The following is a 12,892-nucleotide window of genomic DNA, read 5'->3' on the forward strand; positions in this document are numbered from 1 at the left end:
GTGGCCTATTTCTGCTCGCTCTGCGGTGTCACCCGCAGCACTTCTTCAAGGGTAGTCAGCCCCGCCGCGACTTTCTGCGCACCCGACAGGCGCAGGCTGCGCATGCCTTCCTTGAAGGCTTGCCGGCGGATGGCGGTGAGGTCGGTGTCCGGCGTGATGAGGGCTTTGAGGCTGTCGCTCAGTTGCATGATTTCGTAGACCCCGGCGCGTCCGCGATAACCGGTGTCGCGACAATCCAGGCAGCCGATCGCCCGTTGCGCGTTGCCCGGCAGCGGCGCCTGCCAAGGGCGGGTCAGGGTTTGCCAGTCTTCCTCTTCCAGCGTCAGCGGCGCCTTGCAGTGCGGGCACAGGGTGCGCACCAGACGCTGAGCCATGACCCCGAGCACGGTGGCCTTGATCAAGTAGTGCGGCACACCGAGTTCGAGCAACCGGCTGATCGCGCTGGGGGCGTCGTTGGTGTGCAGGGTCGACAGCACCAGGTGTCCGGTGAGCGCGGCCTGGATCGCCATTTCGGCGGTCTCGAGATCGCGGATCTCGCCGATCATGATGATGTCCGGGTCCTGTCGCATCAGCGCGCGCACCCCGGCGGCGAAACTCAGGTCGATGTTGTGCTGCACCTGCATCTGGTTGAACGCCGGCTCGACCATTTCGATCGGGTCCTCGATGGTGCAGAGGTTGATCTCCGGCGTCGCCAGCTTCTTCAGCGTGGTGTACAGCGTGGTGGTCTTGCCTGAACCGGTCGGCCCGGTGACCAGAATGATGCCGTTGGGCTGGCGGGTCATGTCCTGCCAGCGGCGCAGGTCGTCGGCGGAAAAGCCGAGCTGATCGAAGTCCTTGAGCAGCACTTCCGGGTCGAAAATCCGCATGACCATTTTTTCGCCGAACGCGGTGGGCAGCGTTGACAGCCGCAGCTCCACCTCGCCGCCGTCCGGGGTCTTGGTCTTGACCCGGCCGTCCTGGGGTTTGCGCTTCTCGGCGACGTTCATCCGGCCGAGGCTTTTCAGGCGGCTGACGATCGCCATCGTCACCTGCGGCGGAAACTGATAGACGTTGTGCAGCACGCCGTCGATGCGAAAACGCACGGTGCCCTGTTCGCGGCGCGGTTCGATGTGGATATCGCTGGCGCGCTGCTGGAAGGCGTACTGGAACAGCCAGTCGACGATGTTGACGATGTGTGCATCGTTGGCGTCCGGCTCCTGATCGCTGGCGCCGAGGTTGAGCAGTTGTTCGAAGTTGCCGAGGTTGCCGCTTTGCTGATCGGCGCTGTTGGCGCCGCTGACCGATTTGGCGAGGCGGAAGAACTCGACGCTGAAGCGCTGGATGTCCAACGGATTGGCGACGACCCGTTTGATCGGCAGCTTCAGCACGTGGGTCAGGTCGGCCTCCCAAGCGGTGACATAGGGCTGGGCGCTGGCCACGACCACCGCGTCGCGGTCGACCGCCACCGCGAGAATCTTGTGGCGCTGGGCAAAGGCGTAGGACATCAGCGGAGTGATCGCCGCGACGTTGATCTTCAATGGATCGATGCGCAGATACGGCTGGCCGGCCTGCTGCGCCAGCCACAGGGTCAGGCTCTCCAGGTCCAGGTGTTTGCCCGGGCGGCTGAGGTCGTCCAGTTGCTGGCTGGCGATGAACTCCAGCGGATGCTGCTGGCCTTGGGTCGCGTGGCGGCGCCGGGCGTTGAGCGCCTGCTCCGCCGAATCCTGGCTGATGAAGCCCTGGGCGACCAGCTCACGCAACACATCGTTGAGATCCAGCCAGCGGTCCTGAGTGGCGAGTTGAACGGACATGCGGGCTCCTTTTGAACGACAGTTCGCAAAGGATAGTCGTGGCCCTGCAGACCGTTGGGCCACTACCCGACAAAGCCGTTGCCGGATTAGTCAGCCAGCCGCTTGCGCGGGCGCATCCCACGCCGCGTCGGCGTTTTGCAGATGTACCGAGCACACACTGATCAGGTTACGAAGTTTTTCTGCGATCACCTGGGCGCGATGCCAGCTCAGGCCACCGATGACCAAGTCGATCGACAGCAGGTCGTCGAGCCGCTGCACGCTGACCTGCTCGGGCGTAAGGAACTGCAGGGCAAACAGGTTCAACACGCGCACCAACAGATCCGGTTCCGCCTCGGCAAGAATCTGGTACTGCGCCAGGCAATGGGCGTTGTTGACGTTCCAGACGTCGGCGCGGGTCGGGGTGCTGTTCACGGCTTCAAGGTGCGGCATGGCGAGTCTCCAAAATCACTGGAGAAATTTTTACATTCGTCGCCGGGCATTTCTTGGCTAAGATCAGTTTTATTGGTGAGTGATCGACAAGATCAATTCGCACTATCTTATATTTGAGGTTTTTCTATGCACAGCGAGCTGGACGCCTACGACCGCAAGATCCTCGCTTTGCTGCAAGAGGACGCTTCGCTGTCCAGCGCGCAGATCGCCGAGCAGGTGGGGTTGTCGCAATCGCCGTGCTGGCGGCGGATTCAGCGGATGAAGGAGGAGGGGATCATTCGTGGCCAGGTGACCTTGCTTGATCGCAAGAAGATTGGCCTGAACACGCAGATCTTCGCCGAGATCAAACTCAACGCCCACGGGCGTTCGAACTTCACCGAATTCACCGAGGCGATTCGCGGCTTTCCGGAAGTGCTGGAGTGTTATGTGCTGATGGGCGCGGTGGACTTTCTGTTGCGCATTGTCGCGGCGGACATCGAGGCGTATGAGCGGTTCTTCTTCGAGAAACTGTCGCTGGTGCCGGGGATTCAGGAAGTGAACTCGATTGTGGCACTTTCCGAAATCAAGTCCACAACCAGCCTCCCGGTCTAGCGCGGATGGCCTTTGTGGCGAGGGAGCTTGCTCCCGCTGGGCTGCGAAGCGGCCCCCAAAATCTGCAATTGCAGGAGTTGGGAGTCCTTCGGCCTCCAGCGGGAGCAAGCTCCCTCGCCACAGTGTTCAGGTGTTACTGAGCATTACATGCGCAGCAGCATTTTCCAGGCACGGTTCTGGTAAACCGCAATCGCCTGCTGCTTGCGTGCATCGAGCAGTTCGTCAGTGATCGTCGGCTCGTTGGCCAGTTGCGCCAGTTTGTTCAGCTCGCCGTACAGGCGATCCATTTCCGGGATTTCCAGCACGTTACGCGCGTGGTGCAGCCAGACCTGGATGCGTTCGATGCGCGGCAGTTGCTCGGCCAGATCTTCCGGCTGCTGCTGATAGCGCTGCAATTGCAGGGACGTGGCTTCTTCGCCCAGCAGACGTGGCAACCAGCTGTGCAACTGCGCGGCGCCCTGGCGATTGCCACGGGTGTTGCGCTCGGCGGTCCACGCGCGGGCCAGCAGCCAACGCGACGCGGTCAGCGAGAACAGGCCCCAGCGCGGGTCTTCCAGTTCTTCGAGGAATTGCTCCGGCGCCGCCTTGCGCACGTCTTCGTCTTCGATGCCGACCTGCACCAGCGGGCGCCAGTCTTCGAGCAGTGCATCCAGCGCCACGCGCAAATCGTGCGTCGCCGGACGCGGTGCGGCCTGACCGAGGCTGCTGAGCAGGGCGCGCATTTCCGCGAGGTTTTCGACCCAGTCCAGCAGCAGGCGCCAGTGGCCGTTGAAACGGTACTGTTCAGCCAGACGCTGACTGCTGCCAAGCAGATGCCAGCCGAGCGCGGCGAAGGCGTCGTCGAGTTGGGTTTCCGGAGTCAGTTGCGGCGCTGGCAGGCTCAGCGAGTAGCTGTTGGCGTCGTACAGACGGTAGCCGCGTTCGGCCTTGCTGATGTCGCACGGCATCAGTGCCAGGGTTTCGGCCAGTTCGGCGGCCAGCTCAAGCAGCGCGGCCGGTTCGCCTTCGCGCAGTTCCAGTTCCAGTTCGCAGATTTCTTCTTTCTGTTTGCCGACCACCACGTGACCGAGGTCCAGTGCGGCTTCGATCACGACTTTGGCCTTGCCGCGACCCCAGGCGATTTCCGCGCGCTCGCGGACGAAATCGGTGGTGAAGATCGGCTTCAGGGTTTTCTTGTCCAGCTCGGCCAGCGACTCGGGCCAGCATTCGCCGTCGAGTTTCTTCACGTCGAGCTTGGCTTTGGGCAACTTCCAGTCGTACTCGTTACGCTCGGACAGACCGGCAACGCTCTGGCCGCGGGTCTTGAGGGTCTGAATCACTTCGTCACCGTCCTTGCGCAGGCGCAGGGCGACTTTGGCCTGGGCCAGGTCGCGCTCGGGGGTGTCGAAGTACTGGTTCATCAACTCACGGCGTTCCCAGCCATTTTTGTTGCGTTTTTTCAGTAACGGGTGCTCGCGCAGAGCTGCGAGGGTTTCGCGGCTGACGCGGAGTTTGATTTCGGTTTCTTTTTGCATGGCCGGAAAATCCAGGATCGGGAGCGCAGCCGGGGGAATGTGTGGCTGCCAAGGCCGTGCAGTGTACAGGACTGATCCGTCCTACGCCCTGCGGCGGTTTATTCCTGGCGCCGGATGGCTCTATGATGGACTTCAAATCGGGAGTTGGAGTCAGCGATGCCTTTGCCGTCCATGCAAGACCAGTTCGCTGCACTGATCGCCGCACCGTCGGTCAGTTGCACCCAACCGAGCCTGGATCAGTCCAACCGGGCGGTGATCGATTTGCTCGCCGGATGGCTCGGTGACCTGGGTTTCAGTTGCGACATCCAGCAGGTCAGCCCCGGGAAATTCAACCTGCTCGCCAGTTTTGGCAGCGGCCCCGGCGGCCTGGTGCTGGCCGGGCACAGCGACACGGTGCCGTATGACGATGCGCTGTGGCAGACCGATCCGCTGAAACTCACTGAAGTCGATGGCCGCTGGGTCGGCTTGGGCAGCTGTGACATGAAGGGCTTTTTCGCCCTGATCATCGAGGCCGTGCAGCCGCTGCTCGATCAACCGTTCAAGCAACCTTTGTTGATCCTCGCCACCTGCGATGAAGAAAGCTCGATGTCCGGTGCCCGGGCGCTGGCCGAGGCCGGGCGTCCCATCGGGCGAGCGGCAGTGATCGGCGAGCCAACCGGGCTCAAGCCGATCCGCATGCACAAAGGCATCATGATGGAACGCATCGACATCCTCGGGCAAAGCGGCCACTCGTCGGATCCGCGCCTGGGGCACAGCGCTCTTGAAGCGATGCACGATGCCATCGGCGAGCTGCGTGGTTTGCGCCTGCTGTGGCAGCGCGAATTCAACAACCCGCAGTTCAGCGTGCCGCAGCCGACGATGAATTTCGGCTGTATTCATGGTGGCGACAACCCGAATCGCATCTGCGGCCAGTGTTCGCTGGAGTTCGACCTGCGTCCGTTGCCGGGCATGGACCCGAAAGTCCTGCGTGCGGAGATTCTGCGCAAGCTCAACCCGGTGGCCGAGCGGCATCAGGTGAAGATCGATTACAAGCCGTTGTTCCCGGAAGTGCCGCCATTCGAGCAGGCCGAAGACGCCGAATTGGTGCGCATCGCCGAAAAGCTCACCGGTCACAGCGCCGAAGCAGTAGCGTTTGGCACCGAAGCGCCTTATCTTCAGCGCCTTGGCTGCGAAACCATCGTGCTCGGCCCCGGCGACATCGCCTGTGCGCATCAGCCCGGTGAATACCTTGAAATGTCACGTTTGCAGCTTACCGTGCAGGTATTACGGCAGTTGATTGAACATTACTGCCTGAAGAATTGAACGCATCCCTTGTAGGAGCTGCCGAAGGCTGCGATCTTTTGATCTTGTTTTTTGAAGTCAAAGTCAAAAGATCGCAGCCTGCGGCAGCTCCTACAGAGGGGTGCATTTAAATCGCAGACGCCCAAACCCGTATTCATGAGGAGAGCGCGCGTGTCGCCAAGCCTGTTCCGACGATAACCATCAGCCCGCTGTGCGTTTTCCGTTTCGCCCTTTTTTCCGGCTGCTATTTATTACAGGCCCAGGTTCATGCCCGAATACGTCAACTGGCTTCGCCATGCGTCCCCTTACATCAATGCTCACCGCGATTGCACCTTCGTCGTCATGCTGCCCGGCGACGGCGTTGAGCATCCGAACTTTGGCAATATCGTCCACGACCTGGTGCTGCTGCACAGCCTCGGCGTGCGTCTGGTGCTGGTCCATGGTTCGCGCCCGCAGATTGAAACCCGTCTCGCCGCCCGCGGCCTGACTCCGCATTACCACCACGGCATGCGCATCACCGACGCGGCGACGCTGGAGTGCGTGATCGACGCGGTCGGTCAATTGCGCATCGCGATCGAAGCACGCCTGTCGATGGACATGGCTTCATCGCCGATGCAGGGCTCGCGCTTGCGGGTGGCCAGCGGCAACCTCGTGACCGCGCGGCCGATCGGCGTGCTGGAAGGCGTCGACTATCACCACACCGGCGAAGTGCGCCGGGTCGACCGCAAAGGCATCAATCGCCTGCTCGACGAGCGCTCCATCGTGCTGCTGTCGCCGCTGGGCTACTCGCCGACCGGGGAAATCTTCAACCTCGCCTGCGAAGACGTCGCCACCCGCGCCGCCATCGACCTGGGCGCAGACAAACTGCTGCTGTTCGGCGCCGATCTTGGTCTGATCGACGAGAACGGCAAACTGGTGCGCGAACTGCGCCCACAACAGGTACCGGCGCATTTGCAGCGTCTGGGCAGCAGCAACTATCAAGCGGAACTGCTGGATGCCGCTGCCGAGGCTTGCCGTGGCGGTGTTGCGCGCAGCCATATCGTCAGTTACGCCGAAGACGGTGCGCTGCTGACCGAGCTGTTCACCCGGGATGGTGGCGGTACGCTGGTGGCTCAGGAGCAATTCGAGCTGGTGCGCGAGGCAGCGATTGAAGACGTCGGCGGCTTGCTCGACCTGATCAGTCCGCTGGAAGAGCAGGGGATTCTGGTGCGCCGCTCGCGTGAAGTGCTGGAGCGCGAGATCGAGCAGTTCAGCGTGGTCGAGCGTGAAGGCATGATCATCGCCTGTGCGGCGCTGTATCAGATTGCCGACTCGGATGCCGGGGAGCTGGCGTGTCTGGCGGTGAACCCGGAGTATCGCCACGGCGGTCGCGGTGATGAATTGCTGGAGCGCATCGAAACCCGCGCCCGGGCACAAGGGCTGAAAACCCTGTTCGTCCTCACCACCCGTACCGCGCACTGGTTCCGCGAGCGCGGCTTCGAACCGAGCAGCGTCGAGCGTCTGCCGGCAGCAAGGGCCTCGCTGTACAACTTTCAACGCAACTCGAAGATCTTCGAAAAGACCCTCTGAAGATTAGCGAGGGACTTTTTGTGGCGAGGGAGCTTGCTCCCGCTGGGCTGCGAAGCGGCCCCAAACCGGTGTTTGCCGGAATGGGGCGTCCTTCGGCCTCCAGCGGGAGCAAGCTCCCTCGCCACATCTGGATCTTTATTCAGTGATGAATTTCGCGCTGACGTACGGCGAATAGTCCGGCAAAACCGTCTCAACCTTGCCCTGTTCCTTCAAAAACTTCGCCGTCTCACCAATCGCCTTGGCCGTGCCGCCGTCCAGCAGCGCGGTGGTTTGCTGTGCCTTGGCATCCGGGAAGGCCGAACCGGCCAGCAGCTCCGGTACGTCGGCGGCATTGGCACCGGTCAATTTGGCGATTTTCTGCACCGGCGCCGAGTCGGCCGTCCAGCTGTCTTTATGGCTGGCGTAATCGGCAAACGCGTCTAGAGTGACCTTGGCAAACTTGGCCACCACCTCAGGATGTTTCTCGGCGTAGTCCTTGCGCGCGACCCAGACTTCGAAGGTTGGCGCGCCCCACTGGCCGACTTGTGCGGCGTCGGTCAGGGTCTTGCCAGTCTTGCGGATTTCGCCGAGCGCCGGCGACCAGACAAATGCACCGTCGATGTCGCCGCGCTTCCACGCCGCCGCGATTTCCGCGGGCTGCAGGTTCACCACTTTGACTTTACTGGTGTCCAGGCCCCAGTGCTTGAGTGCGCCGAGCAGACTGTAGTGGGACGTCGAAACGAAGGGCGTGGCAATGGTCTTGCCGACCAGATCCTGCGGGGTGTTGATCCCGCTACCGTTGCGCACGACCAGCGCCTCGGCGGTATTGATCTGCGCTGAAACGATGAACGCGACGATCGGCAGATTGCGCGAAGCGGCCGCCGCCAAAGGGCTGGAGCCAAGATTGCCGATCTGCACATCGCCCGATGCGATGGCTGTCACAACTTCCGGACCACTGTTGAAGCGACGCCAGTCGATCTTCTGGCCAATGTTTTTTTCGTAAGTGCCGTCGGCTTGAGGGACCTTGCTCGGGTCGATCCCGGTTTGATAACCGATGGTGAGGTTGGCGGCGTGGGCGGAGAAAGAAATTATTGCTGACACACAAACTGTAACAATTTGACTAGATAGTGCACGTTTGACCATGATGGCGTCGCCTTTTGGATAGGGTTTGACGTGTTTCAGATGCGTCAACGCTAATCGATCTAAAAATAGGCGAACAAATACCATTTAGTAATTAGCTTAGTAGCCGATATCCTGTGTTGCGCTGCAGGTGGCCATTACTGGGCCATATAGCTAGATAGTATAAAAAAGAATGAAATAATTCTTTTTGGGGTTATCAGGAAAGTCAGTACTGTGCAGGGACCCAAATACTGCGATTAGACCTTGGTCGTAGACACACAAGGTTACGATTGACTTGTCAGTCACGCTCTGGCGCTAATCGCGAACCTACGGATCCGGGCATTCGACCAGGACCAGGAACACAAGAATTAGAAACGAGAGGAGCTTTACATGAACAAGTCCACCTTGGCCCTGGCTGTGGCCGTAGGGGTTTTGGCGCAGCAGGCAGGCGCCGCCGGTTTCATCGAAGACAGCAAGGCCACTCTGGGCCTGCGCAACTTCTACATCAACACTGACAACCGCGATGGCGCTGGCGCTAACAAGAACGAAGAGTGGGGCCAAGGCTTCGATCTGCGTTTCATCTCCGGCTACACCCAAGGCACCGTGCAGTTCGGTGTTGACGCGATCGGCCTGTACGGCGTGCGTCTGGATTCCAGCCCGGCCACCAGCGGCAACTCCGCCGGTACCGCTTCGGGCGGCACCGTGTTCCCAAGCGATGGCAACCGTGCTGTGCATGACTTCGCCAGCCTGGGCGTGACCGGCAAGGTCAAGATCTCCCAGACCGAGCTGAAGGTCGGTACCCTGATGCCGAACAACCCGGTCATCAAGTACAACGACGGTCGTCTGCTGCCGCAAACCTTCCAGGGTGAAGCGATCACCTCGAACGAGTTCAAGGATCTGACCCTGACTGCCGGTCAGGTTGAGGCCGTGAAAGGTCGTAACTCGAGCAACAACGAGAACATGTCGATTGCCGGTGCGAACGCCAGCTCGAACTACGACAAGGGCGTGTTCAGCAACAAGTTCTACTACGGTGGTGCTGACTACAAGATCAACAAAGATCTGACCGCTTCGTACTACTACGGCGAGCTGAAAGACTTCTACTCGCAGAACTTCCTGGGTCTGGTACACAACTGGGGCATCGGCCCGGGCGTCCTGAAAAGCGACCTGCGTTACTACCGCAGCCGTGACAACGGTGCCAACGGCGATACCGCTGCCTACTACACCAGCGGTTACTACGGTGGCAAAACTGTCAAAGGCAAGGTCGACAACGATCTGTACAGCTACCTGGCCCTGTACTCGGTTGAAGGTCACACCTTCGGTGCCGGCTACCAGTACACCAAAGGCGACAGCGACTTCCCTTGGCTGAACCAGGGTGACGGCTCGTCCAACAGCACCATCACCGACATGCAGATCCAGAAGTTCGCCCGTGCTGGCGAGCGTACCTGGCAGGCTCGCTACGGCTACGATTTCGCCAAGATCGGCGTTCCTGGCCTGACCGCCAACCTGATCTACCTGCGTGGCAACAACATCGACACTCCGCTGGGTGAAAAAACCGAGTGGGAACGCGACCTGACCATCGGTTACGTGATTCCGGAAGGCCCGCTGAAAAACCTCGGTGTTGCCTGGAAAAACGCGATGTGGCGTACCGATCTGGCGAACACCCGTTCCCAGGACGAAAACCGCCTGATCGTCAGCTACTCGATCCCGCTGCTGTAATAGCGCGCTCAAGCTGCTGATGTAAAAAAGCCCCGTCCGGCACCGTGCCGGACGGGGCTTTTGCATTTTCGAGTCAGACTCACCCCCGTAAGCCCTTCCCGAAATTTCCCTCTTTTGCAGCTACTCAAGGCCTTCTCGAACCTTGAGGGCGATGTTCGTCGCGATGCCGGCGAGCGTCCAGTGAACGATGTTTAATATTCCTTTAGATTCTAGATATCTATTTATTTATTCTTTTTCATGATGGCGAATCACGAGCTACAGTTGAGTTCTCCAACAACTCATCAGGAGCAGCACCATGAGCCTCAGACTCGGCGACATCGCCCCCGACTTCGAACAGGATTCCAGCGCCGGCAAGATTCGTTTACACGAGTGGCTGGGCGATAGCTGGGGCGTGCTGTTCTCCCACCCGGCGGACTTCACCCCGGTGTGCACCACCGAGCTGGGCTTCACCGCCAAGCTCAAGGATGAGTTCGCCAAGCGCGGGGTCAAAGCCATCGCCCTGTCGGTCGACCCGGTGGACTCGCACCACAAGTGGATCGAAGACATCAACGAAACCCAGAACACCATCGTCAATTTCCCGATCCTGGCTGACGCCGACCGCAAGGTGTCCGACCTCTATGACCTGATCCACCCGAACGCCAACGACACGCTGACCGTGCGTTCGCTGTTCGTGATCGATCCGAACAAGAAGATCCGCCTGACCATCACCTACCCGGCGAGCACCGGGCGCAACTTCCACGAGATCCTGCGGGTGATCGATTCGCTGCAACTCACCGACAACTACAAAGTGGCGACCCCGGCCAACTGGCAGGACGGTGAGGAGGTGGTGATCGTGCCGTCGCTCAAGGATGAAGACGAGATCAAGAAACGCTTTCCCAAAGGCTATCGCGCGGTGAAACCGTACCTGCGCCTGACGCCGCAGCCGAATAAATGAATCAGTGAGATTTGCGGTGTAGCCACCACCGTCATCGCGAGCAGGCTCGCTCCTACATTTGAAATGCATTCCTCTGTAGGAGTGAGCCTGCTCGCGATGGCGGCAGTCCGTTCAACACAGAACCACAAAGCAGGGGATTTCAGGCCGTTACGACGGCCTTTTTTTTCGGCTGGAAAATGACAGACCGCATATTCATAAAACGAATAACCAAATGAATAAATATGATTTATGGATATATAAATCAGCTGGTAAGGTCACTCCCATCGAAGCGAGATCGCAACCCGCGAATCGCCTGTAACGCGCAAGGAATCGTCTGAATGCTGGTCGTCTCACTTGGTGGCAGTCCCAGCCAACGCTCCCGCTCAGGAGTGTTGCTGGAGCGCTCGCAACGCTGGTTGCAGGAGCAGGGGGTGGAAGTGGTGAGTTATCAGGTGCGGGACTTCCCGGCCGAAGACCTGCTTCACGCCCGCTTCGACAGCCCGAAGGTGCTCGACCTGCTGGCACAGATTGAAAACGCTGACGGTCTGCTGATCGCCACCCCGGTCTACAAGGCGTCGTTTTCCGGTGCGCTGAAGACCGTGCTGGACCTGCTGCCGGAACGCGCCCTGAATCACAAGATTGTTCTGCCGATGGCCACCGGCGGCAGCATCGCCCACATGCTGGTGGTCGATTACGCGCTCAAGCCAGTGCTGTCGGCGTTGAAGGCCCAGGAAATGCTGCAAGGGATTTTCGCCGAGGACAGCCAGATCGCTTACGGCGAAGGCAGTGCGCAGGCGCAGTTGGCACCGGCGCTGGAGCAGCGTCTGCATGAAGCGCTGGATCAGTTTGTCAGTGCCATGGCCCGCCGGCCGAAACCGCTGGAGCCGGGCTTGTTGAATGAACGTTTATTGAGTGCTCGCTGGAGCATTTAAGCCTCACCAGAACTTGATGTAACTCACCTTACTCAGCCGCTAACGGTTAAGCAGGTGCAGCCAAAACCCAACAGCAAAAAGGAGAGCGCTATGCGCACTGTATTTTTGCGTCGTGGTCTGGTCGCTCTGTTTGCTGCGGCTGTGTCCTTCGGCGCCATCACCCAGGCTCAGGCCGAGACCTTGCGGATCGGTTATCAGAAGTACGGCACGCTGGTGCTGCTCAAGGCCAAAGGCACGCTGGAAAAACGTCTGGCCGCCCAAGGCGTGGACGTGCAATGGACCGAGTTCCCCGGTGGCCCGCAACTGCTTGAAGGCCTGAACGTTGGCTCGATCGACTTCGGCGTCACCGGCGAAACCCCACCGGTGTTCGCCCAGGCCGCCGGCGCTGATCTGCTCTACGTCGCCTACGAACCGCCAGCGCCGAACAGCGAAGCGATCCTTGTGCCGAAAGACTCGCCGATCAAATCGGTGGCCGATCTCAAGGGCAAGAAAGTCGCCCTGAACAAAGGCTCCAACGTGCACTACCTGCTGGTGCGCGCACTGGAAGACGCCGGCCTCAAATACACCGACATCCAGACCGTATTCCTGCCGCCGGCCGATGCCCGCGCCGCGTTCGAACGTGGCAGCGTCGACGCCTGGGTCATCTGGGATCCGTACCAGGCCGCTGCCGAAAAACAATTGCAAGCGCACACCCTGCGTGACGGCAAAGGCATCGTCGACAACCACCAGTTCTACCTCGCGACCAAACCTTACGCGCAGAAAAATCCCGAGGTGATCAAGACCCTCGTCGAAGAAGTGCGCGCAGTCGGCGAGTGGTCCAAAGCCAACCCTGAAGACGTGACCCAACAGGTTGCGCCACTGCTCGGCCTGCCGGCGGACATCACCCTGACCTCGGTGAAACGCCAGGGCTACGGTGCGCTGTTTCTGACCCCGGAAGTGGTCGCCGCGCAGCAGAAAATCGCCGACACCTTCTACCAGCTCAAGCTGATTCCCAAGCCGTTGAGCATCAAGGATGTGATCTGGACACCACCAGCCGCTGTGGCTAAAGCGCAGTAATTC

Annotated in this window: 11 protein-coding genes; 7 read left to right on the forward strand and 4 right to left on the reverse strand. The window is 60.3% G+C overall.

What is annotated here, in order from left to right; all coding sequences use genetic code 11:
* Positions 1 to 5: 5 nt before the first annotated feature.
* Both J5M57_RS17940 and J5M57_RS17945 read right to left on the reverse strand, forming a co-directional pair.
* Positions 6 to 1,790, reverse strand: a complete 1,785-nt coding sequence (locus J5M57_RS17940) for a GspE/PulE family protein (protein WP_207848343.1) — start codon at positions 1,788 to 1,790, stop codon at positions 6 to 8.
* Positions 1,791 to 1,880: 90 nt separating this feature from the next.
* Positions 1,881 to 2,219: a hypothetical protein gene (locus J5M57_RS17945; protein WP_207848344.1), complete on the reverse strand. Its 339-nt coding sequence runs from the start codon at positions 2,217 to 2,219 to the stop codon at positions 1,881 to 1,883.
* Between the two features lie 126 nt (positions 2,220 to 2,345).
* Between J5M57_RS17945 and J5M57_RS17950 the strand changes: the two genes are divergently transcribed.
* Complete coding sequence (locus J5M57_RS17950) at positions 2,346 to 2,810, forward strand: Lrp/AsnC family transcriptional regulator (protein WP_064589724.1); 465 nt, start codon at positions 2,346 to 2,348, stop codon at positions 2,808 to 2,810.
* Between the two features lie 143 nt (positions 2,811 to 2,953).
* Here the strand turns inward: J5M57_RS17950 and J5M57_RS17955 are convergent, their stop codons facing one another.
* On the reverse strand, positions 2,954 to 4,324 hold the full coding sequence (locus J5M57_RS17955) for a CYTH domain-containing protein (RefSeq protein ID WP_083367610.1): 1,371 nt from the start codon (positions 4,322 to 4,324) through the stop codon (positions 2,954 to 2,956).
* Positions 4,325 to 4,480: 156 nt separating this feature from the next.
* Between J5M57_RS17955 and argE the strand changes: the two genes are divergently transcribed.
* Together argE and argA are read left to right on the forward strand one after the other, a co-directional pair.
* On the forward strand, positions 4,481 to 5,626 hold the full coding sequence (gene argE, locus J5M57_RS17960) for an acetylornithine deacetylase (RefSeq protein ID WP_207848345.1): 1,146 nt from the start codon (positions 4,481 to 4,483) through the stop codon (positions 5,624 to 5,626).
* 246 nt (positions 5,627 to 5,872) lie between these two features.
* Complete coding sequence (gene argA, locus J5M57_RS17965; RefSeq protein ID WP_169843002.1) at positions 5,873 to 7,174, forward strand: amino-acid N-acetyltransferase; 1,302 nt, start codon at positions 5,873 to 5,875, stop codon at positions 7,172 to 7,174.
* Between the two features lie 135 nt (positions 7,175 to 7,309).
* Here argA and tauA read toward each other — a convergent pair whose 3' ends face one another.
* Positions 7,310 to 8,296, reverse strand: a complete 987-nt coding sequence (tauA, locus tag J5M57_RS17970; RefSeq protein ID WP_169843015.1) for a taurine ABC transporter substrate-binding protein — start codon at positions 8,294 to 8,296, stop codon at positions 7,310 to 7,312.
* Between the two features lie 366 nt (positions 8,297 to 8,662).
* Between tauA and J5M57_RS17975 the strand changes: the two genes are divergently transcribed.
* The 4 genes from J5M57_RS17975 (at position 8,663) to J5M57_RS17990 (ending at position 12,889) form a co-directional block, all read left to right on the forward strand.
* Entirely contained in the window at positions 8,663 to 9,988 is a 1,326-nt protein-coding gene (locus J5M57_RS17975; RefSeq protein WP_169843003.1) for an OprD family porin, read from the forward strand.
* A gap of 295 nt (positions 9,989 to 10,283) precedes the next feature.
* Positions 10,284 to 10,922: a peroxiredoxin gene (locus tag J5M57_RS17980; RefSeq protein WP_207848346.1), complete on the forward strand. Its 639-nt coding sequence runs from the start codon at positions 10,284 to 10,286 to the stop codon at positions 10,920 to 10,922.
* 317 nt (positions 10,923 to 11,239) lie between these two features.
* Entirely contained in the window at positions 11,240 to 11,833 is a 594-nt protein-coding gene (gene ssuE, locus J5M57_RS17985) for an NADPH-dependent FMN reductase (protein WP_027610508.1), read from the forward strand.
* 90 nt (positions 11,834 to 11,923) lie between these two features.
* On the forward strand, positions 11,924 to 12,889 hold the full coding sequence (locus tag J5M57_RS17990) for a sulfonate ABC transporter substrate-binding protein (protein WP_083367614.1): 966 nt from the start codon (positions 11,924 to 11,926) through the stop codon (positions 12,887 to 12,889).
* The last annotated feature ends 3 nt before the right edge of the window (positions 12,890 to 12,892 follow it).

This window comes from Pseudomonas sp. 86_A (assembly GCF_017491705.1).
GTDB lineage: Bacteria > Pseudomonadota > Gammaproteobacteria > Pseudomonadales > Pseudomonadaceae > Aquipseudomonas > Aquipseudomonas koreensis.

Bases quoted from the DNA above. Each gene is read 5' to 3' on its own strand.
- J5M57_RS17940 (WP_207848343.1), bottom strand. From the start codon at position 1,790: ATGTCCGTTCAACTCGCCACTCAGGACCGCTGGCTGGATCTCAACGAT.
- J5M57_RS17945 (WP_207848344.1), bottom strand. From the start codon at position 2,219: ATGCCGCACCTTGAAGCCGTGAACAGCACCCCGACCCGCGCCGACGTC.
- J5M57_RS17950 (WP_064589724.1), top strand. From the start codon at position 2,346: ATGCACAGCGAGCTGGACGCCTACGACCGCAAGATCCTCGCTTTGCTG.
- J5M57_RS17955 (WP_083367610.1), bottom strand. From the start codon at position 4,324: ATGCAAAAAGAAACCGAAATCAAACTCCGCGTCAGCCGCGAAACCCTC.
- argE (WP_207848345.1), top strand. From the start codon at position 4,481: ATGCCTTTGCCGTCCATGCAAGACCAGTTCGCTGCACTGATCGCCGCA.
- argA (WP_169843002.1), top strand. From the start codon at position 5,873: ATGCCCGAATACGTCAACTGGCTTCGCCATGCGTCCCCTTACATCAAT.
- tauA (WP_169843015.1), bottom strand. From the start codon at position 8,296: ATGGTCAAACGTGCACTATCTAGTCAAATTGTTACAGTTTGTGTGTCA.
- J5M57_RS17975 (WP_169843003.1), top strand. From the start codon at position 8,663: ATGAACAAGTCCACCTTGGCCCTGGCTGTGGCCGTAGGGGTTTTGGCG.
- J5M57_RS17980 (WP_207848346.1), top strand. From the start codon at position 10,284: ATGAGCCTCAGACTCGGCGACATCGCCCCCGACTTCGAACAGGATTCC.
- ssuE (WP_027610508.1), top strand. From the start codon at position 11,240: ATGCTGGTCGTCTCACTTGGTGGCAGTCCCAGCCAACGCTCCCGCTCA.
- J5M57_RS17990 (WP_083367614.1), top strand. From the start codon at position 11,924: ATGCGCACTGTATTTTTGCGTCGTGGTCTGGTCGCTCTGTTTGCTGCG.